This is a genomic window from Burkholderia sp. ABCPW 11, from assembly GCF_001523445.1.
Lineage (GTDB): Bacteria > Pseudomonadota > Gammaproteobacteria > Burkholderiales > Burkholderiaceae > Burkholderia.
The window spans coordinates 137,326-164,163 of record NZ_LOVM01000046.1; the positions used below are offsets into that span (position 1 = coordinate 137,326).

General features: G+C 67.7%; 29 protein-coding genes. 24 read left to right on the top strand and 5 right to left on the bottom strand.

The window, feature by feature from the left end; all coding sequences use genetic code 11:
• Positions 1 to 56 precede the first annotated feature (56 nt).
• Genes WS61_RS18850 through WS61_RS18880 form a run of 7 tightly spaced genes read left to right on the top strand, consistent with a single transcriptional unit; the run spans position 57 to position 5,531 of the window.
• Entirely contained in the window at positions 57 to 1,214 is a 1,158-nt protein-coding gene (locus WS61_RS18850; RefSeq protein WP_059502331.1) for an amine dehydrogenase large subunit, read from the top strand.
• 7 nt (positions 1,215 to 1,221) lie between these two features.
• A complete protein-coding gene (locus WS61_RS18855; RefSeq protein ID WP_059502333.1) occupies positions 1,222 to 1,776 on the top strand; it encodes a MauE/DoxX family redox-associated membrane protein in 555 nt (184 codons plus the stop codon).
• A complete protein-coding gene (mauD, locus tag WS61_RS18860; protein WP_059502335.1) occupies positions 1,773 to 2,408 on the top strand; it encodes a methylamine dehydrogenase accessory protein MauD in 636 nt (211 codons plus the stop codon). Before WS61_RS18855 ends, mauD begins: the two co-directional genes overlap by 4 nt.
• A gap of 38 nt (positions 2,409 to 2,446) precedes the next feature.
• Positions 2,447 to 2,992: a methylamine dehydrogenase light chain gene (locus tag WS61_RS18865; protein ID WP_059502337.1), complete on the top strand. Its 546-nt coding sequence runs from the start codon at positions 2,447 to 2,449 to the stop codon at positions 2,990 to 2,992.
• Positions 2,989 to 3,489 (top strand): cytochrome c, encoded by a 501-nt coding sequence (locus WS61_RS18870; protein ID WP_059502340.1) that lies wholly within the window; start codon positions 2,989 to 2,991, stop codon positions 3,487 to 3,489. The genes WS61_RS18865 and WS61_RS18870 overlap by 4 nt, the downstream gene beginning before the upstream one ends.
• A complete protein-coding gene (locus WS61_RS18875; protein WP_059502342.1) occupies positions 3,486 to 3,992 on the top strand; it encodes a cytochrome c in 507 nt (168 codons plus the stop codon). Before WS61_RS18870 ends, WS61_RS18875 begins: the two co-directional genes overlap by 4 nt.
• Positions 3,993 to 4,025: 33 nt before the next feature.
• The gene (locus tag WS61_RS18880) at positions 4,026 to 5,531 is read left to right on the top strand and encodes an aldehyde dehydrogenase family protein (protein WP_059502344.1); all 1,506 of its coding nucleotides are present in this window, start codon (positions 4,026 to 4,028) and stop codon (positions 5,529 to 5,531) included.
• A 54-nt stretch (positions 5,532 to 5,585) separates the two neighbouring features.
• Here the strand turns inward: WS61_RS18880 and WS61_RS18885 are convergent, their stop codons facing one another.
• Positions 5,586 to 6,029, bottom strand: a complete 444-nt coding sequence (locus tag WS61_RS18885; RefSeq protein ID WP_059502346.1) for a DMT family transporter — start codon at positions 6,027 to 6,029, stop codon at positions 5,586 to 5,588.
• Between the two features lie 121 nt (positions 6,030 to 6,150).
• On the opposite strand from WS61_RS18885, the gene WS61_RS18890 reads away from it, so the two are divergent.
• On the top strand, positions 6,151 to 7,032 hold the full coding sequence (locus WS61_RS18890) for a LysR substrate-binding domain-containing protein (RefSeq protein WP_059502348.1): 882 nt from the start codon (positions 6,151 to 6,153) through the stop codon (positions 7,030 to 7,032).
• A gap of 56 nt (positions 7,033 to 7,088) precedes the next feature.
• Here WS61_RS18890 and WS61_RS34945 read toward each other — a convergent pair whose 3' ends face one another.
• Complete coding sequence (locus WS61_RS34945) at positions 7,089 to 7,571, bottom strand: hypothetical protein (RefSeq protein WP_157692754.1); 483 nt, start codon at positions 7,569 to 7,571, stop codon at positions 7,089 to 7,091.
• A gap of 140 nt (positions 7,572 to 7,711) precedes the next feature.
• On the opposite strand from WS61_RS34945, the gene WS61_RS18895 reads away from it, so the two are divergent.
• The 6 genes from WS61_RS18895 (at position 7,712) to WS61_RS18920 (ending at position 13,436) form a co-directional block, all read left to right on the top strand.
• On the top strand, positions 7,712 to 8,665 hold the full coding sequence (locus WS61_RS18895; protein WP_006498766.1) for a choline ABC transporter substrate-binding protein: 954 nt from the start codon (positions 7,712 to 7,714) through the stop codon (positions 8,663 to 8,665).
• A gap of 61 nt (positions 8,666 to 8,726) precedes the next feature.
• Positions 8,727 to 9,656 carry a 3-keto-5-aminohexanoate cleavage protein gene (locus WS61_RS18900; RefSeq protein WP_034204290.1) on the top strand — a complete coding sequence of 310 codons (930 nt, stop codon included), beginning with the start codon at positions 8,727 to 8,729 and terminating at the stop codon, positions 9,654 to 9,656.
• 86 nt (positions 9,657 to 9,742) lie between these two features.
• Entirely contained in the window at positions 9,743 to 10,708 is a 966-nt protein-coding gene (locus tag WS61_RS18905) for an L-carnitine dehydrogenase (protein WP_059502351.1), read from the top strand.
• A 10-nt stretch (positions 10,709 to 10,718) separates the two neighbouring features.
• Positions 10,719 to 11,207, top strand: coding sequence for a thioesterase family protein (locus WS61_RS18910; protein ID WP_059502353.1), 489 nt, complete (start codon positions 10,719 to 10,721; stop codon positions 11,205 to 11,207).
• Positions 11,208 to 11,256: 49 nt separating this feature from the next.
• Positions 11,257 to 12,213, top strand: coding sequence for an alpha/beta hydrolase (locus tag WS61_RS18915; protein ID WP_059502355.1), 957 nt, complete (start codon positions 11,257 to 11,259; stop codon positions 12,211 to 12,213).
• Between the two features lie 23 nt (positions 12,214 to 12,236).
• Positions 12,237 to 13,436: a TauD/TfdA family dioxygenase gene (locus WS61_RS18920; protein WP_059502357.1), complete on the top strand. Its 1,200-nt coding sequence runs from the start codon at positions 12,237 to 12,239 to the stop codon at positions 13,434 to 13,436.
• A 193-nt stretch (positions 13,437 to 13,629) separates the two neighbouring features.
• Here the strand turns inward: WS61_RS18920 and WS61_RS18925 are convergent, their stop codons facing one another.
• From WS61_RS18925 to WS61_RS18935, 3 genes are all read right to left on the bottom strand, one after another.
• The gene (locus WS61_RS18925; protein WP_034204295.1) at positions 13,630 to 13,926 is read right to left on the bottom strand and encodes a DUF4148 domain-containing protein; all 297 of its coding nucleotides are present in this window, start codon (positions 13,924 to 13,926) and stop codon (positions 13,630 to 13,632) included.
• 214 nt (positions 13,927 to 14,140) lie between these two features.
• The gene (locus WS61_RS18930; RefSeq protein WP_059502359.1) at positions 14,141 to 15,127 is read right to left on the bottom strand and encodes an oxidoreductase; all 987 of its coding nucleotides are present in this window, start codon (positions 15,125 to 15,127) and stop codon (positions 14,141 to 14,143) included.
• Between the two features lie 166 nt (positions 15,128 to 15,293).
• Entirely contained in the window at positions 15,294 to 15,584 is a 291-nt protein-coding gene (locus WS61_RS18935; RefSeq protein ID WP_006484717.1) for a DUF3331 domain-containing protein, read from the bottom strand.
• Positions 15,585 to 16,246: 662 nt separating this feature from the next.
• On the opposite strand from WS61_RS18935, the gene WS61_RS18940 reads away from it, so the two are divergent.
• The 10 genes from WS61_RS18940 (at position 16,247) to WS61_RS18985 (ending at position 26,835) form a co-directional block, all read left to right on the top strand.
• Complete coding sequence (locus WS61_RS18940; RefSeq protein WP_059502756.1) at positions 16,247 to 17,011, top strand: SDR family oxidoreductase; 765 nt, start codon at positions 16,247 to 16,249, stop codon at positions 17,009 to 17,011.
• A 70-nt stretch (positions 17,012 to 17,081) separates the two neighbouring features.
• Positions 17,082 to 17,924, top strand: coding sequence for an ureidoglycolate lyase (locus tag WS61_RS18945; RefSeq protein WP_059502362.1), 843 nt, complete (start codon positions 17,082 to 17,084; stop codon positions 17,922 to 17,924).
• A gap of 23 nt (positions 17,925 to 17,947) precedes the next feature.
• Complete coding sequence (locus tag WS61_RS18950; protein WP_059502364.1) at positions 17,948 to 19,225, top strand: L-fuconate dehydratase; 1,278 nt, start codon at positions 17,948 to 17,950, stop codon at positions 19,223 to 19,225.
• 70 nt (positions 19,226 to 19,295) lie between these two features.
• The gene (locus tag WS61_RS18955; protein ID WP_059502366.1) at positions 19,296 to 20,072 is read left to right on the top strand and encodes an SDR family oxidoreductase; all 777 of its coding nucleotides are present in this window, start codon (positions 19,296 to 19,298) and stop codon (positions 20,070 to 20,072) included.
• Positions 20,073 to 20,084: 12 nt separating this feature from the next.
• Positions 20,085 to 21,623, top strand: a complete 1,539-nt coding sequence (locus tag WS61_RS18960) for a sugar ABC transporter ATP-binding protein (protein WP_059502368.1) — start codon at positions 20,085 to 20,087, stop codon at positions 21,621 to 21,623.
• Between the two features lie 37 nt (positions 21,624 to 21,660).
• The gene (locus WS61_RS18965) at positions 21,661 to 22,698 is read left to right on the top strand and encodes an ABC transporter permease (protein WP_059502369.1); all 1,038 of its coding nucleotides are present in this window, start codon (positions 21,661 to 21,663) and stop codon (positions 22,696 to 22,698) included.
• Positions 22,699 to 22,770: 72 nt separating this feature from the next.
• On the top strand, positions 22,771 to 23,712 hold the full coding sequence (locus WS61_RS18970; protein WP_059502372.1) for an ABC transporter substrate-binding protein: 942 nt from the start codon (positions 22,771 to 22,773) through the stop codon (positions 23,710 to 23,712).
• 63 nt (positions 23,713 to 23,775) lie between these two features.
• Entirely contained in the window at positions 23,776 to 24,666 is an 891-nt protein-coding gene (locus tag WS61_RS18975) for an amidohydrolase (RefSeq protein WP_059502758.1), read from the top strand.
• Positions 24,667 to 24,733: 67 nt separating this feature from the next.
• Complete coding sequence (locus WS61_RS18980; RefSeq protein ID WP_059502374.1) at positions 24,734 to 25,507, top strand: FadR/GntR family transcriptional regulator; 774 nt, start codon at positions 24,734 to 24,736, stop codon at positions 25,505 to 25,507.
• Between the two features lie 182 nt (positions 25,508 to 25,689).
• Positions 25,690 to 26,835 carry an alpha-hydroxy acid oxidase gene (locus tag WS61_RS18985; RefSeq protein ID WP_059502375.1) on the top strand — a complete coding sequence of 382 codons (1,146 nt, stop codon included), beginning with the start codon at positions 25,690 to 25,692 and terminating at the stop codon, positions 26,833 to 26,835.
• Positions 26,836 to 26,838: the final 3 nt, after the last annotated feature.

The window sequence follows — 26,838 nt, forward strand, 5'->3', positions numbered from 1 at the left end:
GGTTTATTGTCGAACTACAGTCGCTCCACATCACGTGAACCCCCACTGGAGGCAGCATGAGGACAAGGCGACGAACCGCGGCGCTCGCGGCGACGCTGGCGTTGGCGGCGGCATGGGCCGGCGGCGCGAACGCGGCGGAAAAACCCGAAGAACTGGTCGTGCAGAAGATGCCGCCGTGGCATCCGCACGCGCTTTACATCGTCGACATCTCGATGCCGTCGATGACCGACGGGCGCATCTATGTATACGACGCCGATGCGAAGAAGCTGCTCGGCCAGATCGACGGCGGTTTCGCTCCCGGCTTCGCGATCTCGCCCGACCGCAAGACCAGCTTCGTCGCGACGACCTACTTCTCGCGCGGCTCGCACGGCGCGCGCACCGACGTCGTCGAGATGATCGACAACGCGACGCTCGATCACACGGGCGAAATCGTGATCCCGGCGAAGCACGCGCAGCACGTGCCGTCGCCGTACAACACAGCGTTCAGCGCCGACGGCAAGCGGCTGTACGTCGCGAACATCACGCCGGCCGCATCGGTGACGGTGATCGACGCCGTCTCGAAGCGGGTGCTGTCGGAGATCGACATGGCCGCGTGCGTGCTCGCGTATCCGTCGGGCAACGACCGTTTCACCGCGCTGTGCGAAAGCGGCAAGGCGCTGACCGTCACGCTCGATGCGAACGGCAAGGAAACGAAGCGCACGATGTCGGACGCGTTCATCGACGTCGACAAGGATCCGGCGTTCGTGAACGCGTCGCGGTACGGGGGCGACTATCTGTTCACCACCTACGGCGGATACGTGCGCAGCGCCGGTTTCAGCGGCGACAAGCCGGCATTCGGCAAACCGTGGCCGCTGCTGACGGACGCCGAGCGCGCGGAAGGCTGGCGCCCGGGCGGCATGCAGCAGACGGCCGTGCACGCGAAGCAGAACCGGTACTACGTGCTGATGCACAAGGGCACCGACGGCTCGCACAAGGATCCCGGCACGCAGGTGTGGGTGTACGACCTGAAGTCGAAGCAGCGCGTCGCGCGCTGGGATCTCGCGCAGCAGAAGGTCGATCCGCTCGTGTCGATCCAGGTCAGCGAGGACGACAAGCCGCTGTTCTACGGGCTGACGGCAACCTCCGACCTCGTCGTGATGGATGCGCGCACCGGCGCGCTGCGGCACGTCGAGAAGCAGATCGGCAATACGTCGTCGCTGCTCGTCAACCCGTGAGGCCGCGATGACCCTCGATCCCGTACTCGCCACCAGCGCGCAGGCCGGCGCGGCCGCCGTCGTGCTGCTCGGCGCCTTCGCGAAGATGCGCCGGCCCGCCGCGTTCCGCCAGGCGCTCGCCGGCTACCGGCTACTGCCCGATGCGCTGAGCGCGCCCGTCGCGTTCGCGATTCCGTTGGCCGAAGCGATCGGCGCCGCGGCGCTGCTGTTTCCCGATACGCGCACGGCCGGCGCGATCGCGCTGATCGCGCTCCTCCTGGCGTTCGCGGCCGGCCTCGCGATCAACCTGCTGCGCGGCCATACCGACATCGATTGCGGCTGTTCCGGCTTCACCGCCGCCCGTGCGGACGCACCGCGCGGCATCGGCTGGCTGCATGTCGGCCGCGTGCTGCTGCTCGTCGCGCTGGCCGCGACCGCGTTCGTCGAGCCGGGCACGCGCGCCGTGGTGTGGCTCGACTACCTGACGCTGTTCTTTTCCGTGCTGCTGATCGTCTGCGCGCTGCTCACCGTCGACGTGCTGCTCGCCAACGTCCCGCGCCTTGCCCACCTGAGGAATTCATGATGCAAACCGCTCTCACCGTTTCCACCGCCCTGTTGTGGGTGGCCGTCCTCGCGCTCGGCGCGATCTGCCTCGCACTGGTGCGCCAGATCGGCATCCTGTACGAACGCATCATGCCGGCCGGCGCGCTGATGATCGACAAGGGGCCGGCGGTCGGCGCGATCGCGCCGACGTTCGAACTGACCGACATTCGCGGCTCGCACGTGAAGGTCGGCGGCATCGACGCATCGGGCAAGGCGACGCTGCTGTTCTTCCTGTCGCCGACGTGCCCGGTCTGCAAGAAGCTGTTGCCGCTGCTCCCGTCGCTGCAGGCCAGCGAGGCGACGCCGGTGAATATCGTGCTCGCGAGCGACGGCGATGCCGACGAACACGCGCGCTTCGCGCGAAAGCACGACCTCGGGCGCTTCCCGTACGTGCTGTCGCAGGAGCTCGGCCTCGCGTATCAGATCGGCAAGCTGCCGTATGCGGTGCTGCTCGACGAAACGGGCACGGTGCGCGCGAAGGGGCTCGTCAACACGCGCGAGCATCTCGAGAGCCTGTTCGAGGCGAAGGAGCGCGGCGTCGCGTCGCTGCAGCAGTACGTGCACGGCGACCCCGGCCGCGATGCCCACGACGGGCACGCGCAGCACGCATGACCGGCCGAACCTTTTCAACGTCATTGGAGAACGACGACATGGGCGTGTTTGATTCATGGTTCGAGCGGTCGGCGCGCGGCGTCGCGCAGCACAGTTCGCGGCGCAGCGCGATGGCGAAGCTCGGCAAGGTGCTGGTGGGTTCTGCGCTGCTGCCGCTGCTGCCTGTGGACCGCACCGCGTATGCGGCCGACGCGGCATCCGGCGCGTCGGGCGCATCCGGTGCTGCGGCATCGGGAGCGAGCGACGACCCGACGAGCTGCGACTACTGGAAATACTGCGCAATCGACGGCTGGCTTTGCAGTTGCTGCGGTGGCACGTCGAGCAGTTGCCCGCCGGGTACGACGCCTTCGCCGATCACGTGGATCGGCACCTGCCGCAATCCGCACGACGGTTCGGACTACATCGTTTCGTATAACGATTGCTGCGGAAAAACGTCGTGCGGCAAGTGCTTCTGCAATCGCAACGAGCGCGAGAAGCCGCTGTACAAGCTGTCGCTGAACAACGACATCAACTGGTGCATGGCGAACGGTAATTCGAATTACCACTGTTCGGTTTCGGTTCTGCTGGGAGCGGCAAAACAATGAGCGTGAAGCAGGCGGGAAAAATCGTCGTTGCGTGCATGACGGCCATGGCGGCCATCGCGTTGCCCGGCGCGGCCGGTGCACAGGACACCGTGCGTTACCCGGCCGGGAAAGGCTTGTTCGACACGCAGTGCGCGGTGTGTCACCAGGCGGGCGGGAAAGGGCAGGACGGCCTTGCGCCGCCGCTGACCGAGTATCCGGGCAAGTACGCAGCGGCGGAAGCCGGGCGTGCGCAGTTGATCGCGACGCTGCTGCACGGGATGTTCGGCGAGATCGAAGTGCACGACAAGCGCTACAACTTCAAGATGCCGTCGTTTGCGAGCGCGAGCGACGACGACATCGCGCACGTGCTCAACTACGTCGTGTTCAACCTCAACGCGCAGCATGGCGACGCGAAGCCGTTCACGGCGGCCGATATCCGTGCGGCGCGCGCGAAGCCGATGGACGGCGCGGCCGTGCATGCGCAGCGTGCGGCGGTGATCAAGGGGCTCGGCCTGTGAACGGCGCTTGCGCGCCGTCGTCGCGGTTCGGCGGCCTGTCGCATCGCCTGTCGTCCTGGCTGCTCCTGGCGGGCGTTGCGGCTTGCGCGTTTGCCGGGCCCGCGCATGCGGACGGCACAGCCGATGCGGCGCTGGCACGACAGCATTGGGTGCTCAACTGCATGGGCTGCCACACGGCGACGGGCGGCGGCATTCCCGGCAAGGTGCCGCCGCTCGCGAACTCGCTCGGCTATTTCACGCATCTGCCGGCCGGGCGCGAGTACGTGATGCGCGTGCCCGGCGCGTCGAACTCGGCGCTGTCGGATCGGGAGCTGGCCGACGTGCTGAACTGGCTGCTCACGACGACGAACCGCGATGCGCTGCCACGCGACTTCAAACCGTATACGGCCGCCGAAGTTGCCGCGCACCGCCGTCCCGCGCTGTCGGACGTCGCGACCGTGCGCGCCGGCCTCGTCCGCGCGTTGCAGGCGCGCGGGATCGACGGCGTCGCGGATCGCTACTGACCGACTGACTCAACGAATCAGGAAAACGTGAACATGGAGACGAACCAAACCTTTCCGCTGCTCGACGCAACCCGCGCGTTTCTCGCGAAGCCGAAGAAGATGCTGATCGGCGCCGAGTGGAGCGACGCCGCGTCGGGCCGCCGGATCGAGGTCGTGAACCCGGCCGACGGTACCGTGCTCGCTCGCGTGCCCGAAGCGGACGAACGCGACGTGCAGCAGGCCGTCGCCGCCGCGCGCCATGCATTCGATGCGGGCCCGTGGCGCAGCGCGAAGACCACCGATCGCGAGCGCCTGATGCTGGTGCTCGCCGAGCTGATCGAAGCCAACGCGCGCGAGCTCGCCGAAATCGAATCGCTCGACAACGGCAAGCCGGTGACGGTCGCGCAAGGGCTCGACGTCGCGATGGCCGCGCAGTGCTTTCGCTACATGGCCGGCTGGGCGACGAAGATCGAAGGCAGCGTGATCGACGCCGGCGTGCCGTACCTGCCGGACAGCGAGATCTTCGCCTATACGCGCAAGGAACCCGTCGGCGTGGTCGGCGCGATCATTCCGTGGAATTTCCCGCTGCTGATGGCCGCATGGAAAATCGCACCGGCGCTCGCGACCGGCTGCACCGTCGTGCTGAAGCCTGCCGAAGACACGCCGCTGAGCGCGTTGCGGCTCGGCGAGCTGATCCAGGCGGCCGGGTTCCCGGACGGCGTCGTCAATATCGTCACCGGCTACGGTCATACGGCCGGCGCGGCGCTGTCGCGCGATCCGCGCATCGACAAGATCGCATTTACCGGGTCGACGCTAACGGGCAAGACGATCGGCCACGCGGCGCTCGACAACATGACGCGGATGTCGCTGGAACTCGGCGGCAAGTCGCCGGTGATCGTGCTGCCCGACGTCGATCTCGACAAGGCCGCGCTGGGCGTCGCGAACGCGATCTTCTTCAACCAGGGGCAGGTGTGCACGGCCGGTTCGCGCGCGTACATCCATTCGAAAGTGTTCGACGGCGTGATCGAGCGCGTCGCGAAGATCGCGGCGAGCCTGAAGATCGGCCCGGGGATGGATCCGTCGACGCAGATCGGGCCGCTCGTGTCGGCGAAGCAGCGAGAGCGCGTGTGCGGGTACATCGACTCGGGGTTCGGCGAGGGCGCGCGCGCCGCCGCCGGCGGCCGCGCGATCGAGGGCTCCGGCTTCTTCGTCGAACCGACGGTGCTGGTCGATACGACGCAGGCGATGCGCGTGGTGCGCGAGGAGATCTTCGGGCCGGTGCTCGTCGCGATGCCGTTCGACGATCTCGATACGGCCGTGCGGCTCGCGAACGATACGCCGTATGGCCTCGGCGCGAGCATCTGGTCGAACGATCTTGCGGCGATTCACAAGCTGGTGCCGCGGATTGCGGCGGGCACCGTGTGGGTCAACTGCCACTCGCTGCTCGACAACGCATTGCCGTTCGGCGGAATGAAGCAGTCGGGCTTCGGCCGCGAACTCGGCCGCGCGGTGATCGACCAGTACATGGAGAGCAAGTCGGTGATGATGAACTACGCGTGAGCGTCGCGGCGAGTGCGTGCGTTGCCGGCGTACCGGGAACGCACGCACTCGCCGTCACGCGCGGATCAGCACCACCCCGACGATGAGGCACGCCGCGCCGGCAATGCGGATCGCGCTCGCCGAATGCTGCTGGATGCCGAGCACGCCGAAGTGGTCGAATACGAGCGCGCCGGTCATCTGCCCGACGACGATCAGCGCGAGCGTCGTCGCCGCGCCCAATCGCGGCACCATCAGGATCGCGATGCCGACGAATACCGCGCCGAAGAATCCGCCCGTCCAGCTGAACCACGACCCCGCGCCGGAGAACGTGCCGCTCACGCGCGGGTGAGGCGACAAGAGCGCGACCGCCAGCATCGCGGCCAGGCCGACGACGTAGCTGACCGACCCGGCCCACCACGGCGAACCGAGCTGCGCGCGCAGGTTCGCGTTGAGCACCTGCTGCAATGCAACGCTGATGCCGGCCGCCACGACCAGCAGATACGACAGGAAGGTAGCCACGAGGACGAACGCTCCGAAAGGATGGCCGCGCCGGCGATGCCGGCACGGAAGGCTTTCATTCTGCGGAGCGCGCCGGTATAACGCAAATATCGAATCCGGCGCTCATCCATCTCGTTTCGGCATGCCATCACTCCGGCAAATCCAGTACTTCCTGACCGTGGCGGACCTCGGCGGCTTCACGCCGGCCGCGGGTGCGCTCCATGTCGCGCAGTCGGCGCTCAGCCGGCAGATCGGTCAGCTCGAGGACGAACTCGGGTTCCCGCTGTTCGACCGCGAGCCGAGGGGCGTGCGGCTCACGCCGGCCGGTGCGATCTACCGCGAACGCGTGGCGTCGATCCCGGCCGCGCTGACGGCGGCTGCCGACGAAGGTGCACGGTTGTCGCGCGGGGAAGCCGGCGTGCTGCGGCTTCTGCATTCCAGTACCGTTCCCGTCGGCAGCCTGATGCCGGATCTGGACCGCTTCATGCGCGATTGTCCGGGCGCGCGGGTCGATCTCGACCGCGCGTCGTCCGAGGATCAGGTGACCGAAATTGCGAACGGCCATGCCGATATCGGGATCGTTCGGCTGCCGGTGCTGCGGCGCGATGCACGCGTGCGTTTCGTTGAACTGGCCGCCGAGCGCTTGTGCGCGGCGGTGCCGGCCGATCATCCGCTCGCGGGCCGCAAACGCATCGCGATAGCGCGGCTGCGGCATGAGCCGTTCGTATCGGCCGTGTCTCGGGAGCGGGGCGGCCTCGCGCGCGTCGTGATCGATCTGTGCCTGAAGCGAGGCTTCGTGCCGGCGGCCGCGCGGATCGTGTCGCCGAAGACGTCGATGCTGAATCTCGTCGCGGCCGGGTGGGGGGTGGCGATCGTGCCGGCGCGGATGGCGAGCGTCGTGATCGACGGCGTCGCGTTCGTGCCGATTTCCGACGAGGACGCGCGATCGGTGTGCGCGCTGGTGCTGCCGGTGGAGCCGACGGTGCTGGCGCAGGCGTTCGTGCGGGCGGTGACGGCGGGCTGAACGCGCCGCGTTGCCACCCTGACGGCCAGCGTGTTCGGCCGGACCGACGTCGAGACTCAGACGCCGTATCCCGCGTCGCGCATCAACCGGCGCGCCGCGTCGCCGCGCGGGCCTTCCGCATCGAATCGCGCGCGAAGGTTCGCGTCTGCGTCGCGCGTCACGGCGCGGTGCATGGCCGCGATGACGGCGAAAAGGGCGACGAAAAGGGCGACGACGAAGCAAGCGACGAGCATCGTATGGCTCCTGGCTGAATAGATCGGAGGCAGACACCGCGACGGCCGGCCGCGTCCGTCGGCATCCGTTCCAATGACGCGCAACATCCAGGCCCGGAGCGGCACGGTATCCGGCGGCGGCGCGCAATCGCCCGGCGATTCCCAGCATAGGGCCGCCCCGCGGTATTCGGCGACGTGTCGGAAATCCGTCAGCAAGGCCGTGGCGGAATCGAAAGGCGCGCGCCGCATCCGGGCAATCCCGTCGCGCGCCAGAAAAACCCCAAACCCCCATCCGGCAAGCCTCTCGCCGAACCTAGTGGTTTCCACTCATAGTCGCAAACAGTCAAGAACAGGTCGCCGCCGGTCTTCTCGGTGCGAATATGGCTCGTTACTTTTACTCCCACGATGCAGGCCGGCGCACACTCCGCGCACCGGCTGCCGCGAGATCAACCGGGAGGAATCGAACCATGAAGTCGACGAAGATTGCCGCGCTAGCCGCGGCCGTGCTGGCGACCGGCGCGTTCACGCACGCGGCGCTTGCCGAGACGGAGGCCGCGACCTGCCGCACCGTGCGTTTCGCGGATATCGGCTGGACCGACATCACGTCGACCACGGCGCTCGCGTCGACCGTGTTCGAGGCGCTCGGCTACAAGCCGACCACGACGATCGCGTCGGTGCCGATCTCGTTCGCCGGTCTCAAGAGCAAACAGCTCGACGTGTCGCTCGGCTACTGGTGGCCCGTGCAGCAGAAGCAGTTGCAGCCGTTCCTCGACAGCAAGTCGATCAACGTCGTCGAGCCGCCGAACCTGTCCGGCGCGAAGGCGACGCTCGCGGTGCCGAGCTACGAATACCAGGCCGGCCTGAAGACCTTCGACGACATCGCGAAACACCGCGCGGAACTCGACGGCAAGATCTACGGGATCGAGCCGGGCAGCAGCGCGAACGCGACGATCCAGAAGATGATCGACACGAACCAGTACGGGCTCGGTGGCTTCAAGCTCGTCGAATCGAGCGAGGCCGGGATGCTGGTGACGGTCGAGCGCGCGATCCGCGAGAAGAAGTGGGTCGTGTTCCTCGGCTGGGAGCCGCATCCGATGAACATCCAGCTCAGCATGAACTACCTGTCCGGCGGCGACGCGGCGTTCGGGCCGAACTACGGCGAAGCGCGCGTATACACGCTGACCGCGCCCGACTTCATCGCGCGCTGCCCGAACGCGGGCAAGCTCGTGACGAACCTGCGCTTCTCGACCCAGCTCGAGAACCAGCTGATGCAGTCGGTGATGAACAAGACCAAGCCGGCCGAGGCCGCGAAGGCGTACCTGAAGAAGAACCCGCAGGTGCTCGATCCCTGGCTCGCAGGCGTCAAGACGTTCGACGGCAAGGACGGCCTGCCTGCCGTGAAGGCGTATCTCGGCCTGTAACGGCCTGCGCCCACGCGCTCCCCGCAATGCGACACAACCCGAATCAAGCGAGGCATCCAGCATGAACCACGAAGTCATCATCACCTGCGCCGTCACGGGCGCGGGCGATACGGTCGGCAAGCATCCGGCGATTCCGGTCACGCCGAAGGAGATCGCGGCCGCCGCGATCGAAGCCGCGAAGGCCGGCGCGACGGTCGCCCACTGCCACGTGCGCGATCCGCAGACGGGGCGCGGCAGCCGCGACCCGAACCTGTATCGCGAAGTGGTCGACCGCATCCGCTCGGCCGACGTCGACGTGATCATCAACCTGACGGCCGGCATGGGCGGCGATCTCGAGATCGGCCCCGGCGAGGACCCGATGCGCTTCGGCAAGGGGACCGACCTGGTCGGCGGTCTCACGCGCCTCGTACACGTCGAGGAGCTGCTGCCGGAAATCTGCACGCTCGACTGCGGCACGCTGAATTTCGGCGACGGCGATTACATCTACGTGTCGACGCCCGCGCAGTTGCGCGCCGGCGCGAAGCGCATCCAGGAACTCGGCGTGAAGCCGGAGCTGGAGATCTTCGATACGGGCCATCTGTGGTTCGCGAAGCAGTTGCTGAAGGAAGGGCTGCTCGACGATCCGCCGCTGTTCCAGCTGTGCCTGGGCATTCCGTGGGGCGCACCGGCCGATACGGGCACGATGAAGGCAATGGTCGACAACCTGCCGCCGGGCGCGCACTGGGCCGGCTTCGGGATCGGCCGCATGCAGATGCCGATGGTCGCGCAGGCGATGCTGCTCGGCGGTCACGTACGCGTGGGCCTCGAAGACAACATCTGGCTCGATCGCGGCGTGCATGCGACCAACGGCACGCTCGTCGAGCGCGCTCGCGAGATCGTCGAGCGCCTCGGCGGCCGCGTGCTGACGCCGGCCGAAGGCCGCCGCAAGCTCGGCCTGCCGGCGCGCGGCGAACGTGCGCTGGAGCGTCGCGCGATCGCCGAATTCGCGTGAGCTTTTTCACCGACTGACATTGCATGGCGGTATGCGTCGACGCGCGGCCGCCCACCGATTTCCCCTGAATTGAAGGATGTATCGACATGGCAGTGAAGACCGACATCAAGACGTTTGCCGCCGTCGGCACCGGCGTGATCGGCAGCGGATGGATTTCCCGCGCGCTCGCGCACGGTCTCGACGTGGTCGTGTGGGACCCGGCGCCGGGCGCCGAAGCGCGGCTGCGCGCGAACGTCGCGAATGCGTGGCCCGCGCTCGAACGCGTCGGCCTCGCACCGGGCGCCGATCCCGCGCGGCTGCGGTTCGTGTCGACGATCGAGGGATGCGTCGCCGATGCCGATTTCATCCAGGAAAGCGCGCCCGAGCGCGAGGCGCTGAAGCTCGAGCTGCACGAGCAGATCAGCCGTGCGGCGAAGCCCGATGCGATCATCGCGTCGTCGACGTCGGGGCTGCTGCCGACCGATTTCTACGCGCGGGCGACGCATCCGGAGCGCTGCGTGGTCGGCCACCCGTTCAACCCCGTCTACCTGCTGCCGCTCGTCGAGGTGCTCGGCGGTGCGCGCACGTCGCCGGAAGCGGTCGAAGGCGCGATGGAGGTCTATCGCAAGCTCGGCATGCGGCCGCTGCACGTGCGCAAGGAAGTGCCGGGCTTCATCGCGGATCGTCTGCTGGAAGCGTTGTGGCGGGAGGCGCTGCATCTCGTCAACGAAGGCGTCGCGACGACCGGCGAGATCGACGACGCGATCCGCTTCGGCGCGGGTATCCGCTGGTCGTTCATGGGTACGTTCCTGACCTACACATTGGCCGGCGGCGATGCGGGCATGCGACACTTCATGCAGCAATTCGGCCCCGCGCTCGAACTGCCGTGGACGAAACTGGTCGCGCCGACGTTGACCGATGCGCTGATCGACAGCGTCGTCGAAGGCACGACCGAACAGCAAGGCACGCGCAGCATCAAGGAACTCGAGCGCTATCGCGACGAGTGCATCACCGAGGTGCTGAAATCGATCGCCGCGGTGAAGGCGCGGCACGGGATGCGATTCGAGGAATAAAGGACAGGCGATGACGGGCGATACCCCGCTGACGATTCACCGCGACGTGGTGCGGCCCGAATGGGTCGACTACAACGGCCACCTGCGCGATGCGTTCTACCTGCTGATCTTCAGCTTCGCGACCGATGCGTTGCTGGATCGCATCGGCCTCGACGACGCCGCGCGTCGCGAGCGGGGGCGCTCGGTGTACACGCTCGAAGCGCACGTGAACTACCTGCACGAGATCAAGGAAGGCACGGCCGTGCGCGTCGATGCGCGCGTGCTCGCGCACGACGCGAAGCGGCTGCACCTGTATCTCGAACTGTTCGCCGACGGGCATGACGACGCGGTATCGGCGAGCGAGCAGATGCTGCTGCACGTCGATACGCGCGACGGCGTGAAATCGGCGCCGTTCGACGACGACGTGGCCGCGCGCGTGGCCGAACTGCACGCATTGCAGCGCGATTGCGCGGCGCCTGCGTATGCGGGCCGCGTGATCGGGCTGCCGCCGCGCCGCTAGCGGCGCGCTTCGCCTTCCGATCCTCACTCTCGACCGCGGAGCGCACACGATGCTCGAACCGGAAATCGCGGCGTTCGTCGCAGCCGTCGACGCGTGGTATCCGGCCGATGCGGCGGCGCGCCCGCCCGACGAACAGCGCCGCCTCTACGACCGCTTCGCGGCCGAATGGACGCCGGCCGCGCTGCCGGCCGGCATCGTACAGCACGACGCCGCGTGGCGTGCGCCGGACGGCCGCACGATCGCGCTGCGGCGCTATACGTCGGCGCACGGCGCGCCGCGCGGCACGGTGCTGTTTTTTCACGGCGGCGGTTTCGTCGTCGGCTCGCTCGACAGTCATGCGCTGATCACCGCGCAACTGGCCGCCGATACGGGCCTCGACGTGATCGCCGTCGACTACCGGCTGGCGCCCGAACACCGCGCGCCGGCCGCACTCGAAGACTGCGTGGCGGTGACGCGCGCCGCGCGCGATGCACGCTGGCCGTTCGGGCCGTGCGCGCACCCGTTGACCCTCGCGGGCGACAGCGCGGGCGGGATGCTCGCGGCGGCGGTGGCGACCGCGCTGCGCGATGCGGGCGAACGTAACGTGGACGGCATCGCGCTCGTTTATCCGATGCTCGGTTTCGAGCCGCAATCGCCCGCGCGCGAAACGGAAGCGCACGCGCCGATGCTGACGCTCGACGACGTGCATCGTTATCGCGCGCTGTACTGGGGCAGTGACTTGTCCGACGCGCTGCGGAGCGGCAACCCGCTGCTGCACGCGTCGGTGCCGCTCGAGGCAGCGCGTTTCGACGGCCTGCCGCCGGTGCTCGCGATCGGCGCGGAGCACGATCCGCTGCGCGACGATGCGCGCGTGTACGTCGAACGGATTCGTGCGGCCGGCGGGGTGGCGCGCCACTGGATGGGAGAGGGGCTGGTGCACGGCTGCTGGCGCGCGCTCGGGACGAGCCCGCAGGCCGCACGGATGCACCGGATGGTCGGCGGGTTCTTGCTCGCACCACACGCGTAGCGGGCGTTTTCCGGGAGGCAACGATGCAGGCAGCGGCGCAACACCGTATCGAGGACTGGCGGACGTTTTCGGCCGACGCGGCCATCGCGGCGGCGACGATCGGCGATGACGCGGTGAATATCGAGTGGAGCGACGCACGACGATCGCCGTTCCATTTCGACTGGCTGCGCGACAACTGCGCGTGTGCCGCGTGCGTGCATGCGATCACGCGCGAACAGGTGTTCGAGATCGCCGATGCGCGCGAGGATTTGTCTGCGCTCACCGTGCATGTCGAAACCGACGGTGCGCTGCATGTGGAATGGAACGACGGGCATCGCAGTGCGTGGTCGCCCGGCTGGTTGCGTGCGCATGCATACGACGATGCGTCGCGCGCGGAGCGCCTGGCCGCGCACGTGCGCCACGTATGGACCGGCGACGATGCGACGGCGATCGGCGTGTTCGCGTGGCGCGACGTGATGGAGGACGACCGCGCGCTGCTGGCATGGCTCGGCGCTTTGCAGCGCACGGGGCTGACGCTCGTCGAGGGCGTGCCGGCCGAGCGCGGCCGCGTCGACGGGATCGCGCGCCGCATCGGCCTGATCCGCGAAAGCAATTTCGGCGTGCTGTTCGACGTCGAATCGAAGCCGCGCCCGGACAGCAATGCGTATACGTCGCTGAATCTTCCGCCGCACACCGACCTGCCGACACGCGAATTGCAGCCCGGCGTGCAGTTCCTGCACTGCCTCGCGAACGACGCGACGGGCGGCGACAGCATCTTCCTCGACGGCTTCGCGCTAGCGGACGCACTGCGGCGCGAACATCCGGACGATTTCGAACGACTCGCGTCGACGCCGTTCGAGTTCTGGAACAAGAGCGCGAACAGCGACTACCGCTGTTCGGCGCCGGTGATCGGGCTCGATGCGCGCGGCAACGTCACGGAAGTGCGCGTCGCGAACTTCCTGCGCGGGCCGCTCGATGCGCCGGCCGGCTCGGTTGCAGCGGTCTATCGCGCGTACCGGCGATTCCTCGCGCTTGCGCGCGAGCCGCGTTTTCGCGTGCAGCGCCGGCTGCGGGCGGGCGACATGTGGGCGTTCGACAACCGGCGCGTGCTGCATGCGCGCACCGAGTTCGACCCGTCGACGGGCCGCCGGCACTTGCAGGGCTGTTACGTCGATCGCGACGAACTGCTGTCGCGGTGGCGCGTGCTGTCGCGGTCGGCGCCGGCAGGGGCCGTGGCGCGCTGACCGGCGCACACGACGCATTCACGCACACCTTGCCGGGAAAAAGCACCCGGACGCCACGCGTCCGGGCAAAGCCACCCGCTGCCGGGCGGCGGAGGTATGCGTTTCACAAAAAAGACGAGCCCCGCGAAGGGGGCTCGTCCGGACTGCGTCACTTCATCGCGCGATGCGCGGCGCCCGCCGAGGGCGCGTCGGCTTACTGGCCGAAGAAGATCGAATCGCGTGCGTTCGACGATGCGGCCGGCGCGCCCGAGTGGACGAGCGGAGCCGGTTGCGCGCCGTAGCCGCTGGTGTCGGCACCATGAACACGCGCTTCGGCGCTCTGGATGTCGTTCGGGTAGTACGGGCTCGACACGCCCGGCTTGTAGCCGGCTTGTTCGAGCTGGACCAGTTCGTTGCGCACTTGAGCGCGCGTCACGGTGCTTTGCGCGAATGCGCCGAACGAAGCGGACAGGGCGGCAGCGGCAACGACTGCGGAAACGAGCGATTTCATGGTGACCTCCGGTGTTTTATTGAGTTCGCTCTCGACACCATGTCTTGAGCGATTGATCAAATCTTAGTCACCGGCGTGTTCAGGGTAAACGCTGATTTTGACGATAAATTGTTTCCTGACTGGTAACAGTGCGGCGCCGTTTCAGTCTTTCAACGGGCTTTCTTTTCGGTTGGCGTAATAAGTATGAAGAATATCGCGCACCCCGGCACGCGGTTCAGCGCGCTTCGGCTGTCGTGTCGAACGGCCGGCCGGGCGCGCGTCCGGCGGGCGCGCCGGAGCTGAGGAAGCGCACGCCTGTTGCGGCTTCCGATGCTTCCCACAGCAATGCCGCCGACGCCACGCTGCGCGCCGCGCGCGGCACGCTTGCCGGTGCCGGCAGCCCGCGCGATTCGAACCAGCCGGACGGACCGATGTACGCGCCGCCGGCCAGATCGGGCGACGTCGCCGCATGAATCGCAGGCAGTGCGCCCTGGTCGGCCGGCTGCGCGAGATAACGGTTCGCGGCACGCATCAGCGCGGCGCGGGCCGGCGAGCGGTCCATCGCGGGGCCGGCGAACTGCAGGTTGGTCGCCGCGTAGCCGGGGTGCGCGGCGACGCTGATGCCGGCGAACGCCGCGCGCTCGAAGCGGCGCTGCAACTCGAGTGCGAACACGAGGTTCGCGAGCTTGCTGTCGCAATAGGCGAGATAACGGTTGTAGCGATGCGCGGCGCGCAGATCGTCGACACGAATCCGGCCGCCGCGGTTGAAGCCGCTCGACATCGTGACGACGCGCGCCCGGCGTGCGGCGCGCAGCGCCGGCAGCAGATGGCCCGTCAGCGCGAAATGGCCGAGATGGTTGGTGCCGAACTGCATCTCGAAGCCGTCGCGCGTGTGTCGCAGCGGCAGGAACATCACGCCGGCGTTGTTGCAGAGGATGTCGACGCGGCCGTGGCGTTCGCCGACGTCGGCCGCGAAGCGCGCGATCGACGCGAGATCGGCGAGGTCGAGCGGATCGACTTCGACGCGTGCATGAGGATGAAGCCGGCGGATCGCGTCGGCGGCCTGCGCGCCGCGGGCGGCGTCGCGGCAGCCCATCACGACCGTCGCGCCTTTCGCGGCCAGTGTTTCCGCGAGCTGCCAGCCGAGACCGCTGTTGGCGCCGGTCACGACTGCAACCTTCCCGCCTTGCGCCGGGACGTGGCGCGCACTCCATGCATGCATGTCTGCCTCCATCGGCGCGGCCGATCGGCCGCGGCGCGTAATCGTTACATTGAGTGGTGTAACGATAGTGCGGGCGGACGTAGCAGACAAGCGGAGGAATTAGACCGGCGCTTCTAGGGCTGGCGTACGGCGTGGCGCCGCCGGCCCGGCGCACGGCCGGCGGGTTTTACCTGCTGCCGGCCAGCGCGAGCACTTCGGCGGCGGAGATCATGGCGGCGGCGTTCGCGGGAGCGGGGCGTTCGGCCGGGCGGAATACTTCGTCGCCGCGGTGGATGACCTGGCGCGACAGCGCACAGGTACCGGTGCGCTGCGCGAAGCGGCGTCGCCAGCGCTGTTCACCGTAGTGGCAGCGGCCGGGTTCGACCCAGCGGACGACGAGCAGCGTATCGGAACGTTCGAGGATTTCGACGTGGACGTCGGCGGGATCGAGCGCAGGCAGGGATTTGGAGGCCTTCATTTTGCCGTTTCCTAAAGCTCGTGCGGGTTCGGCCGTGGCAGTGGATGTCACTACCCGATGGCGAATCCGTAGCGGTTTCCATGAGTGGTGCGCTAAATGTAAGCGTCTGTGACCGGAAAAAACATCCTGTCTGGCTCAAATTACCTTTTGCCGATTTAGAAACAATCCACGCTTATTTTCTTGAAAAACCGACGACAAAAGGCCCCGGACGGGAAGTCCGGGGCGAAAATCGGCCCGCGCGCCGTGTCTGCTCGCCCAGTCACGGGGTACATCGCCGGGGACGGAGGTGCCCGCAGAGATCCGGCGCGGGCGGGGAGGCGATGTACCGGAAGCGCGGTCCGGCAACGCCATGATGGCGCGCACAACCCGTTGACACCCTGACGCGAACATGACTTTTTTGTCAGTTTGCCTGTCCGCCGCGCCGAACGTTGCGGAAGAAGCGGCTGGAATGCCCGCCGGTATTGGGTTCGAGCGGATCGCGAGGCGACGCCTCGACGCTACTTTCGCGCCGAATTTCGTGCGCCGGACGGATTCTTCGGCCCCGGGTAAATACTGAATCCCAATTTCGTGACAAACGCGCGATCCGTTCCTATGATTGGTTGGACCTTTAGTCCTTTGTGCCAATCGGCCGATGGGCGGCCGGCTTTTTCGGAGAGATGCTCATGAGATTGCAGGGCAAACGCGCGCTGGTGACGGCGGCCGGGCAGGGCATCGGCCGCGCGACCGCGCTGCGCTTCGCGAGCGAGGGCGCCGACGTGCTGGCGACCGACATCAACGAAGCCGCGCTGGTGCGGCTCGAAGCCGACGCCGAGCGCGCGGGCGGGCGGCTGGCCACGCGGCGGCTCGACGTCACCGACGCGCACGACATCGCCGCGCTCGCCGCGGGCGAGCGCGCGTTCGACGTGCTGTTCAACTGCGCGGGCTACGTGCACCACGGCTCGATCCTCGAGTGCGACGAAGACGCGTGGGCGTTCTCGCTGAACCTGAACGTCACGTCGATGTACCGGCTGATCCGCGCGCTGTTGCCCGCGATGCTCGAAGCGGGCGGCGCGTCGATCGTCAACATGGCGTCGGCGGCGTCGAGCGTGAAGGGCGTGCCGAACCGCTTCGTGTACGGCACCACCAAGGCGGCCGTGATCGGGCTGACCAAGGCGGTGGCGGCCGATTTCGTCGAGCGGGGCATCCGCTGCAACGCGATCTGCCCGGGCACGATCGAATCGCCGTCGCTGGCGCAGCGGATCGAGGACCAGGCGCGCACGCGCCACGTGTCCGCCGACGAGGTGCGCCAGGCGTTCGTCGCGCGCCAGCCGATCGGCCGCATCGGCACCGCGGACGAGGTCGCCGCGCTCGCGCTGTACTTGGCGTCCGACGAAGCGTCGTTCACCACCGGCACGATTCACCTGATCGACGGCGGCTGGTCGAACTGACCGTGTCGAACTGACCGTATCGAACCGGCCGCACCTTCCATTCACTTTCCGTTTCTGTTCATACGACGCTATGAAACTGCTGAGATTTGGCGACAAACACCATGAAAAGCCGGGCCTGCTGGATGCGCAGGGCCACATTCGCGACCTGTCCGGCGTGATCGACGACATCGCCGGCGACGTGCTGACCCCTGCGTCGCTCGCACGGCTGCGCGACATCCCGCCGTCGTCGCTGCCGCTCGTCGAGGGCACGCCGCGGCTCGGCGCGTGCGTCGGCCGCGTCGGCAAGTTCATCTGCATCGGGCTCAACTACTCGGATCACGCGGCCGAATCGGGGATGGAGGTACCGAAGGAGCCCGTCGTGTTCGGCAAGTGGACGAGCGCGATCTCGGGCCCGAACGACGACGTCGAGATCCCGCGCGGCTCGGAGAAGACCGACTGGGAAGTCGAGCTCGGCGTGGTGATCGGCCAGGGCGGCCGCTATATCGACGAAGCCGATGCGCTGTCGCACGTCGCGGGTTATTGCGTCGTGAACGACGTGTCGGAGCGCGAATACCAGCTCGAGCGCGGCGGCACGTGGGACAAGGGCAAGGGCAACGACACGTTCGGCCCGCTGGGCCCGTGGCTCGTGACGGCCGACGAAGTGCCCGATCCGCACGCGCTGCGGCTGTGGCTGGAGGTGGACGGCCACCGCTACCAGAACGGCACGACCGCGACGATGGTGTTCCGCGTGCCGCACCTGATCAGCTACCTGAGCCGCTTCATGAGCCTGCAGCCGGGCGACGTGATCTCGACCGGCACGCCGCCGGGCGTCGGCCTCGGGCAGAAGCCGCCCGTCTATCTGCGCGCCGGGCAGGTGATCACGCTCGGCATCGACGGCCTCGGCGAGCAACGCCAGCGCACCGTGCAGGCCTGATTTCCTTCAACGGACGGTTCGTCATGCCTATCATTCGATCGATGCGCGTCCTCGACGTGCGCTTTCCGACCTCGCGCCAGCTCGACGGCTCCGACGCGATGAATCCGGACCCCGATTATTCGGCGGCCTACGTCGTGCTCGAAACCGACCGCGACGGCCTCGAAGGTCACGGGCTCACGTTCACCATCGGGCGCGGCAACGAAATCTGCTGCGCGGCGATCGATGCGATGCGCCATCTCGTCGTCGGCCTCGACCTCGACTGGATCCGCGAGGACATGGGCCGGTTCTGGCGGCACGTCACGTCGGACAGCCAGTTGCGCTGGATCGGCCCCGACAAGGGGGCGATCCACCTGGCGACGGGCGCCGTCGTCAATGCAGTGTGGGATTTGTGGGCGAAGGCCGTCGGCAAGCCGCTATGGCGGCTTGTCGCCGACATGAGCCCGGAGGAACTGGTGCGGGCGATCGACTTCCGCTACCTGACCGACTGCCTGAGCCCGGACGAAGCGCTCGACCTGCTGCGCCGGCAGGCGCCCGGCAAGCCCGCGCGGATCGCCGCGCTGGAGCGCGACGGCTACCCGTGCTACACGACGTCGGCGGGCTGGCTCGGCTACAGCGACGACAAGCTGCGCCGGCTGTGCCGCGAGGCGGTGGAAGAAGGGTTCGAGTACGTGAAACTGAAAGTCGGCGCGAACCTCGAGGACGACATCCGCCGCGTGACGATCGCGCGCGAGGTGATCGGCCCCGACCGCAAGCTGATGATCGACGCGAACCAGGTGTGGGAAGTCGACGAGGCGATCGACTGGGTGCGCGAGCTCGCATTCGCGCGGCCGTGGTTCATCGAGGAGCCGACGAGCCCCGACGACGTCGAAGGGCATCGCAAGATCCGCAAGGCGATTGCGCCGGTGCAGGTCGCGACCGGCGAGATGTGCCAGAACCGCGTGCTGTTCAAGCAGTTCATCGCGCGCGGCGCGATCGACGTCGTGCAGATCGACGCGTGCCGGCTCGGCGGCGTGAACGAGATTCTCGCGGTGATGCTGATGGCCGCGAAGTACGGGCTGCCGGTGTGCCCGCACGCGGGCGGCGTCGGGCTGTGCGAATACGTGCAGCACCTGTCGATGATCGATTATGTGTGTATTTCCGGTACGAAGGAAGGGCGCGTGACCGAGTACGTCGATCACCTGCACGAGCATTTCGTCGAACCGTGCGTGGTGCGCGGCGCGGCGTACATGCCGCCGACGGCGCCCGGCTTCTCGATCGAGATGAAGCCCGAATCGCTGGAGCAGTACCGGTTCCGCGGCTGACGCATGGCAACGCACGACGGCGCACCGCGCGTGTCGTGCGCGGCGACAACATGAACGACGGAGACGCGAAGTGGATTTGAATCTGCAAGACAAGGTCGTGATCGTGACCGGCGGCGCGTCGGGCATCGGCGCCGCGATCTCGATGCGGCTGGCCGACGAAGGTGCGATCCCGGTGGTATTCGCGCGGCACGCGCCCGACGATGCGTTCTGGCGCGCACTCGAGCAGAAACAGCCGCGCGCCGCGTGCGTGAGCGTCGAGCTGCAGGACGACGCGCAGTGCCGCGACGCCGTTGCGCAGACCATCGCGCGTTTCGGCCGCATCGACGGCCTCGTCAACAACGCGGGCATCAACGACAGCATCGGGCTCGACGCCGGGCGCGACGCGTTCGTCGCGTCGCTCGAGCGCAACCTGATCCACTACTACGTGATGGCGCACTACTGCGTGCCGCACCTGAGGGCGGCGCGCGGCGCGATCGTCAACATCTCGTCGAAGACGGCCGTGACCGGGCAGGGCAACACGAGCGGCTATTGCGCGTCGAAAGGTGGGCAGCTCGCGCTGACGCGCGAATGGGCCGTCGCGTTGCGCGACGACGGCGTGCGCGTGAACGCGGTTATCCCCGCCGAAGTGATGACGCCGCTGTACCGGAACTGGCTGGCGGGTTTCGACGATCCGGACGCGAAGCTCGCCGGCATCGCGGGCAAGGTGCCGCTCGGCCGGCGCTTCACGACGGCCGACGAGATCGCCGACACGGTCGTGTTCCTGCTGTCGGATCGCGCGTCGCACACGACGGGCCAGTGGCTGTTCGTCGACGGCGGCTATACGCATCTCGATCGCGCGATCAGCTGAGGGCCGCGATTCATGCAACCCGACCCGAACCCGAACGCCGCGCCGCCGCTGATCGCGCTGACCGGCATCGGCAAGCGCTTTCCGGGCGTGCAGGCGCTCGACGATTGCCGTTTCGACCTGCGCGCGGGCGAAGTGCATGCGCTGATGGGCGAGAACGGCGCCGGCAAGTCGACGCTGATGAAGATTCTCGCGGGCGTGTATCAGCGCGATGCCGGCGAAATCCGGATGGACGGCCGCCCGGTCGAGATCGCCGATCCGCGTGCCGCACAGGCGCTCGGCATCGGCATCATCCATCAGGAACTGAACCTGATGAACCACCTGAGCGTCGCGCAGAACATCTTCATCGGCCGCGAGCCGCGCGGGCGCTTCGGCGTGTTCGTCGACGAAGACCGGCTGAACCGCGACGCGGCCGCGATTTTCCAGCGGATGCGGCTCGATCTCGATCCGCGCACGCCCGTGGGCAGGCTGACGGTCGCGAAGCAGCAGATGGTCGAGATCGCGAAGGCGCTGTCGTTCGACTCGCGCGTGCTGATCATGGACGAGCCGACCGCCGCGCTGAACAACGCGGAGATCGCCGAACTGTTCCGCATCATTCGCGACCTGCGCGCGAACGGGGTTGGCATCGTCTACATCTCGCACAAGATGGACGAGCTGCGCCAGATCGCCGATCGCGTGACCGTGATGCGCGACGGCAAGTACGTCGCGACCGTGCCGATGGCGCAGACGTCGATGGAGTCGATCATTTCGATGATGGTCGGCCGCCAGCTCGATACGGACACCCGCACGCCGCCCGATACGTCCGCGAACGATATCGCGCTCGAAGTGCGCGGGCTGTCGCGCGGCCGCGCGATCCGCGACGTCGGCTTCACGCTGCGGCGCGGCGAGATCCTCGGCTTCGCCGGGCTGATGGGCGCGGGTCGCACCGAGGTCGCGCGCGCGGTGTTCGGCGCGGACCCGGTCGATGCCGGCGAGATCCGCGTGCACGGCAGGACCGTGACGATCCGCACGCCCGCCGACGCGGTGAAGGCCGGCATCGGCTATCTGTCCGAGGATCGCAAGCACTTCGGGCTCGCGGTCGGGATGGACGTGCAGAACAACATCGCGCTGTCGAGCATGCGCCGCTTCGTGCGCCGCGGCATGTTCCTCGATGCGCGCGGGATGCGCGAGGCCGCGCAGTCGTACGTGCGGCAGCTCGCGATCCGCACGCCGTCGGTCGCGCAGCCCGCGCGGCTGCTGTCGGGCGGCAACCAGCAGAAGATCGTGATCGCGAAGTGGCTGCTGCGCGACTGCGACATCCTGTTCTTCGACGAGCCGACGCGCGGCATCGACGTCGGCGCGAAAAGCGAGATCTACAAGCTGCTCGATGCGCTCGCCGCCGACGGCAAGGCGATCGTGATGATCTCGTCGGAGCTGCCCGAGGTGCTGCGCATGAGCCACCGGATTCTCGTGATGTGCGAAGGCCGCGTGACCGGCGAATTGCGCGCGGCCGACGCCACGCAGGAAAGGATCATGCAGCTCGCGACGCAGCGCGAGTCGACCGTGTTGCCCTGATTGCCTCGATTGTCCCGATTCAGACGCCTACCCGATCATGTCCAACGATACGCATCCCGTTCCGCCCCTTGCCACCGGCGACACGCCGGCCGCCGCATCGCGCCTGAAATCGCGCTTCTTCAATCCGGCCGCGCGGCAGAAGCTGCTCGCGTTCGCGAGCCTCGTGCTGCTGATCGTGTGCTTCAGCTTCGCGTCGTCGAACTTCCTCGAAGTCGACAATCTCGTGTCGATCCTGCAGGCGACCGCCGTAAACGGCGTGCTGGCCGTCGCCTGTACGTACGTGATCATCACGTCCGGCATCGACCTGTCGGTCGGCACGCTGATGACGTTCTGCGCGGTGATGGCCGGCGTCGTGCTGACGAAATGGGGGATGCCGCTGCCGCTCGGGATCCTGGCCGCATTGTGCTTCGGCGCGCTGTCGGGCTGCGTATCGGGCTTCGTGATCGCGAAGATGAAGGTGCCGCCGTTCATCGCGACGCTCGGCATGATGATGCTGCTCAAGGGGCTGTCGCTCGTGATCTCGGGCACGCGGCCGATCTACTTCAACGACACGCCGGGCTTCACGTCGATCGCGCAGGATTCGCTGATCGGCAACCTGATCCCCGCGCTGCCGATCCCGAACGCGGTGCTGATCCTGTTCCTCGTCGCGATCGGCGCGTCGATCGTGCTGAACCGCACCATCTTCGGCCGCTACACGTTCGCGCTCGGCAGCAACGAGGAAGCGCTGCGGCTATCCGGCGTGAACGTCGACGCGTGGAAGATCGCCGTCTACACGTTCAGCGGCGCGGTGTGCGGGATCGCCGGCCTGCTGATCGCGTCGCGGCTGAACTCCGCGCAGCCGGCGCTCGGGCAGGGCTACGAGCTAGATGCGATCGCGGCCGTCGTGATCGGCGGCACGTCGCTGTCCGGCGGCGCGGGCAGCATCGTCGGCACCATCATCGGCGCGTTCATCATGAGCGTGCTGACCAACGGCCTGCGCATCATGTCGGTCGCGCAGGAATGGCAGACGGTCGTGACGGGCGTGATCATCATCCTCGCCGTCTATGTGGACATCCTGCGCCGGCGCCGCCGCTGACGCGCCGACACGCATGGGCTTCACCGCCGGCCGGGCCGGCATTTCAGTCGATACCAACCAAGGAGACGCGAAGTGATCAGGAGCAAGGTGTTGAACGCGATCGTCGGGCTGACGTTCGCCGTCGGCGTCACGGCCGGCGCGCAGGCGCAGGAAACCTATATCCCGCTGATCTCGAAGGGCTTCCAGCATCAGTTCTGGCAGGCCGTGAAATCGGGCGCGACGCAGGCCGCGAAGGACTACAAGGTGAAGGTGACGTTCGAAGGGCCCGAAACCGAGGCGATGGTCGACAAGCAGATCGACATGCTGTCCGCCGCGATCGCGAAGAAGCCGGCCGCGCTCGGCTTCGCGGCGCTCGACAGCAAGGCCGCGCTGCCGCTGCTGAAGAAGGCGCAGGCCGAGAAGATTCCGGTGATCGCGTTCGACTCGGGGGTGGACAGCGACATTCCGGTGACGACGGCCGCGACCAACAACAAGGCGGCCGCTGCGCTCGCCGCCGACAAGCTTGCCGCGCTGATCGGCGACGAAGGGCAGGTGGCCGTGGTCGCGCACGACCAGACGAGCCGCACCGGCATCGACCGCCGCGACGGCTTCCTCGAACGAATGAAGTCGGCGCACCCGAAGGTGCAGGTCGTGACCGTGCAGTACGGCGAAGGCGATCAACTGAAATCGACCGAAGTGACGAAGTCGATCCTGCAGGCGTATCCCAAGCTCAAGGGGCTGTTCGGCACCAACGAAGGCTCGGCGATCGGCGTGGTCAACGGCGTGCGTGAGATGAAGCGCAAGGTCGTGATCGTCGGCTACGATTCCGGCAAGCAGCAGAAGGACGCGATCCGCAGCGGGCTGATGGCCGGCGCGATCACGCAGAACCCGATCGGGATCGGCTACAAGACGGTCGAGGCGGCCGTGAAGGCGATCAAGGGCGAGAAGCTGCCGAAGGTCATCGATACCGGCTTCTACTGGTACGACAAGACCAATATCGACGATCCGAAGATCGCGGCGGTGTTGTACGACTGAACGTGGCGGAATGGCGGGGCGGCGATGGCGGCCGCCGCCGCGACGATCGAACACGAGGGCATCATGGGCGCAGTGCGTATCGATTCGCATCAGCACTTCTGGCGTTATCGCGCGGCCGACTATCCATGGATCGGACCGGACATGGGCGTGCTCGCACGCGACTACCTGCCCGACGCGCTGTGGCCGCAGATGCATGCGCAGGCGCTCGGCGCATCGATCGCGGTGCAGGCGCGCGCCGGCCGCGACGAGACGGCGTTCCTGCTCGATCTGGCGCGCGACGATGCGCGCATCGCGGCGGTGGTCGGCTGGGAGGATCTCGGTGCGCCGGCGCTGGCCGACCGTGTCGCCGAGTGGCGCAGCCCGAAGCTGCGCGGTTTCCGTCATCAGGTGCAGGACGAAGCCGACGTCGGCGCGTTCGTCGCCGATCCCGGCTTCAATCGCGGCGTCGCGTGGCTGCAGGCGAACGGCTACGTGTACGACGTGCTCGTATTCGAGCGCCAGTTGCCTGACGTGCGTGCGTTTTGCGCGCGGCACGACGCGCACTGGCTCGTGCTCGACCACGTCGGCAAGCCGGCGCTCGCCGAATTCGAACGCGACGACACGGCGCTCGCACGCTGGCGCGCGTCGCTGCGCGAACTCGGCGCGCTGCCGCACGTCGCGTGCAAGCTGTCGGGGCTCGTGACCGAAGCCGACTGGCGGCGCGGCCTGCGCGGGCCGGACATCCGGCACATCGAGCAGTGCCTCGACGCGGCGCTCGACGCGTTCGGCCCGCAGCGGCTGATGTTCGGATCGGACTGGCCCGTGTGCCTGCTCGCAGCGTCGTACGACGAAGTGGCGTCGCTGGTCGAGCGCTGGGCCGAATCGCGGCTGTCTGCGGCCGAACGCGGCGCGCTGTGGGGTGGCACGGCCGCGCGTTGCTACGCGGTGCCGGGCGACGTGAAGCGCGGCATATAAAATAGGCGCGAACGGTCTGCCGATTCGTCGGGCCGTCCGGAACGAAACCGATTACCAGCGTCAACGTATGTCCATCCAGCCGATTCAGAACCGCCGCCTCTACCAGCAGATCGCCGACAAGCTCAGTGCGATGATCGAGTCCGGCGATTTCCCGCCGGGCAGCTATCTGCCGCCCGAGCGCGAACTCGCCGAACGGTTCGGCGTGTCGCGCACGTCGGTGCGCGAGGCGCTGATCGCGCTCGAAGTGAACGGGCTCGTCAGCGTGCGCGTCGGCGACGGCGTGAAGGTGCGCCATCCCGAAACGGCCGCCGCGCCCGAACCCGCGCCGGCGCCCGATGCGACGGTAACGGTTGCGCCGTTCTCGATCGTCGAGATCGATCCGGAGCTCGGCATCGCGCTCGATCTCGACACGGAAATCCCGCCGTTCGCGCTGCTGCAGGCACGCCGGCTGATCGAGCCGGAAGCCGCGTCGCTGGCCGCGCAGCACGGCTCGGACGCGCAGATCGAAGGCATTCACGAAGCGTTCCTGCGCAATCAGGACGACAACCGCAGCGGCTCGCTCACGCACCCGGGCGACCGGCTCTTCCATATCCGCATCGCGGAAGCGAGCGACAATCCGGCGTATGCGCTGATGATCAAGCAGTTGCTCGCGCACAAGTACGACCCGATGTTCCAGCGGCTGCAGTCGCTGTACATGCCGAACGACATGCCGCACCGCTCGGAGCGCGAGCATCGCGCGATCCTCGACGCGATCCGCGCGCGCGACCCCGACGCCGCGCGCCGCGCGATGGCCGAGCATCTCGACGAAGTGATCCGCATCTTCGGCCGCGCGCTCGACTGAGTGCGCGCGTCGATTCCCTGCAGATTCGGAAGCGGCGGGCGCGATGCGCCCCCTTCCGGCTGGCGACGCGGCCTCCGTCCCGCACGAGGACGCCGGCCGCCGGGACCGAACGAACGCTGCGATGCGAGCGCCGCGCGCCGGCCCACCGGCACGCCGCTCGCGCGCCGAATGGAGTGTGACGAATGCGCGTGAACGATTGCCACAATTTCCACGACTTCCGTGAGCTGGCCAGACGGCGGTTGCCGGGACCGATCTTCAATTACATCGACGGCGCGGCCGACGATGAAGCCACGTATCGACGCAACACGAGCGCGTTCGAGCACTGCGATCTGGTGCCGAACGTATTGCGCGGCGTGCGCGATGTCGACCTGTCGGTGACGGTCATGGGGCAGAAGCTCGGCATGCCGGTTTATTGTTCGCCGACGGCGCTGCAACGCCTGTTTCATCATGACGGTGAGCGCGCGGTCGCCGCCGCGGCCGCGAAGTTCGACACGATGTTCGGAGTGTCGTCGCTCGGCACCGTGAGCCTGGAGGAAGCCCGTGCGATCAGCCAGGGCCCGCAGGTGTACCAGTTCTACTTTCACAAGGATCGCGGCCTCAACCGCGAGATGATGAACCGCTCGAGGCAGGCCGGCGTGAACGTGATGATGCTGACGGTGGACAGCATCACCGGCGGCAATCGCGAGCGCGACAAGCGCACCGGCTTCTCGATTCCGTTCCGGCTGACGCTCGCGGGGCTGACCGAGTTCGCGTTGAAGCCGGCCTGGGCGTTCAACTATCTGACCCACGAGCGGTTCCGTTTGCCGCAACTCGACCGGCACGTCGACATGGGCGGCGGCGCGATGTCGATCAGCCGCTACTTCACGGACATGCTCGATCCGTCGATGTCATGGGACGACGTCGCCGCGATGGTGCGGGAGTGGAACGGGCAGTTTTGCCTGAAAGGCGTGATGTCGGTCGACGACGCCCGCAGGGCGGTGGACATCGGCTGCACCGGCATCGTGTTGTCGAACCACGGCGGCCGGCAACTGGACGGTTCGCGCGCCGCGTTCGATCAGCTTGCCGAGATCGTCGACGCGGTGGGCGACCGGATCGACGTGATGATGGACGGCGGCGTGCAGCGGGGTTCGCACGTACTGAAAGCGCTGGCGCTGGGTGCGAAGGCGGTCGGCCTGGGGCGGTACTACCTGTTCCCGCTCGCCGCCGCAGGGCAGCCCGGCGTCGAGCGCGCGTTGCAGCTGATGCGGGCGGAGATCGAACGGGATATGCGGCTGATGGGCTGCGCCGCCGTTTCGCAGCTCGGGCGGGATCAGCTTCGCTTTCGCTGACGG

What these genes read in the sequence shown, in the direction of transcription:
- WS61_RS18925 (WP_034204295.1), bottom strand. Translation starts at nt 13,926, where the DNA reads ATGAAATCGCTCGTTTCCGCAGTCGTTGCCGCTGCCGCCCTGTCCGCT.
- WS61_RS18905 (WP_059502351.1), top strand. Translation starts at nt 9,743, where the DNA reads ATGGCAGTGAAGACCGACATCAAGACGTTTGCCGCCGTCGGCACCGGC.
- WS61_RS18895 (WP_006498766.1), top strand. Translation starts at nt 7,712, where the DNA reads ATGAAGTCGACGAAGATTGCCGCGCTAGCCGCGGCCGTGCTGGCGACC.
- WS61_RS18880 (WP_059502344.1), top strand. Translation starts at nt 4,026, where the DNA reads ATGGAGACGAACCAAACCTTTCCGCTGCTCGACGCAACCCGCGCGTTT.
- WS61_RS18965 (WP_059502369.1), top strand. Translation starts at nt 21,661, where the DNA reads ATGTCCAACGATACGCATCCCGTTCCGCCCCTTGCCACCGGCGACACG.
- WS61_RS18850 (WP_059502331.1), top strand. Translation starts at nt 57, where the DNA reads ATGAGGACAAGGCGACGAACCGCGGCGCTCGCGGCGACGCTGGCGTTG.
- WS61_RS18960 (WP_059502368.1), top strand. Translation starts at nt 20,085, where the DNA reads ATGCAACCCGACCCGAACCCGAACGCCGCGCCGCCGCTGATCGCGCTG.
- WS61_RS18870 (WP_059502340.1), top strand. Translation starts at nt 2,989, where the DNA reads ATGAGCGTGAAGCAGGCGGGAAAAATCGTCGTTGCGTGCATGACGGCC.
- WS61_RS18920 (WP_059502357.1), top strand. Translation starts at nt 12,237, where the DNA reads ATGCAGGCAGCGGCGCAACACCGTATCGAGGACTGGCGGACGTTTTCG.
- WS61_RS18900 (WP_034204290.1), top strand. Translation starts at nt 8,727, where the DNA reads ATGAACCACGAAGTCATCATCACCTGCGCCGTCACGGGCGCGGGCGAT.
- WS61_RS18865 (WP_059502337.1), top strand. Translation starts at nt 2,447, where the DNA reads ATGGGCGTGTTTGATTCATGGTTCGAGCGGTCGGCGCGCGGCGTCGCG.
- WS61_RS18935 (WP_006484717.1), bottom strand. Translation starts at nt 15,584, where the DNA reads ATGAAGGCCTCCAAATCCCTGCCTGCGCTCGATCCCGCCGACGTCCAC.
- WS61_RS18855 (WP_059502333.1), top strand. Translation starts at nt 1,222, where the DNA reads ATGACCCTCGATCCCGTACTCGCCACCAGCGCGCAGGCCGGCGCGGCC.
- WS61_RS18910 (WP_059502353.1), top strand. Translation starts at nt 10,719, where the DNA reads ATGACGGGCGATACCCCGCTGACGATTCACCGCGACGTGGTGCGGCCC.
- WS61_RS18940 (WP_059502756.1), top strand. Translation starts at nt 16,247, where the DNA reads ATGAGATTGCAGGGCAAACGCGCGCTGGTGACGGCGGCCGGGCAGGGC.
- WS61_RS18950 (WP_059502364.1), top strand. Translation starts at nt 17,948, where the DNA reads ATGCCTATCATTCGATCGATGCGCGTCCTCGACGTGCGCTTTCCGACC.
- WS61_RS18890 (WP_059502348.1), top strand. Translation starts at nt 6,151, where the DNA reads ATGCCATCACTCCGGCAAATCCAGTACTTCCTGACCGTGGCGGACCTC.
- WS61_RS18975 (WP_059502758.1), top strand. Translation starts at nt 23,776, where the DNA reads ATGGGCGCAGTGCGTATCGATTCGCATCAGCACTTCTGGCGTTATCGC.
- mauD (WP_059502335.1), top strand. Translation starts at nt 1,773, where the DNA reads ATGATGCAAACCGCTCTCACCGTTTCCACCGCCCTGTTGTGGGTGGCC.
- WS61_RS18985 (WP_059502375.1), top strand. Translation starts at nt 25,690, where the DNA reads ATGCGCGTGAACGATTGCCACAATTTCCACGACTTCCGTGAGCTGGCC.
- WS61_RS18915 (WP_059502355.1), top strand. Translation starts at nt 11,257, where the DNA reads ATGCTCGAACCGGAAATCGCGGCGTTCGTCGCAGCCGTCGACGCGTGG.
- WS61_RS18930 (WP_059502359.1), bottom strand. Translation starts at nt 15,127, where the DNA reads ATGCATGCATGGAGTGCGCGCCACGTCCCGGCGCAAGGCGGGAAGGTT.
- WS61_RS18945 (WP_059502362.1), top strand. Translation starts at nt 17,082, where the DNA reads ATGAAACTGCTGAGATTTGGCGACAAACACCATGAAAAGCCGGGCCTG.
- WS61_RS18980 (WP_059502374.1), top strand. Translation starts at nt 24,734, where the DNA reads ATGTCCATCCAGCCGATTCAGAACCGCCGCCTCTACCAGCAGATCGCC.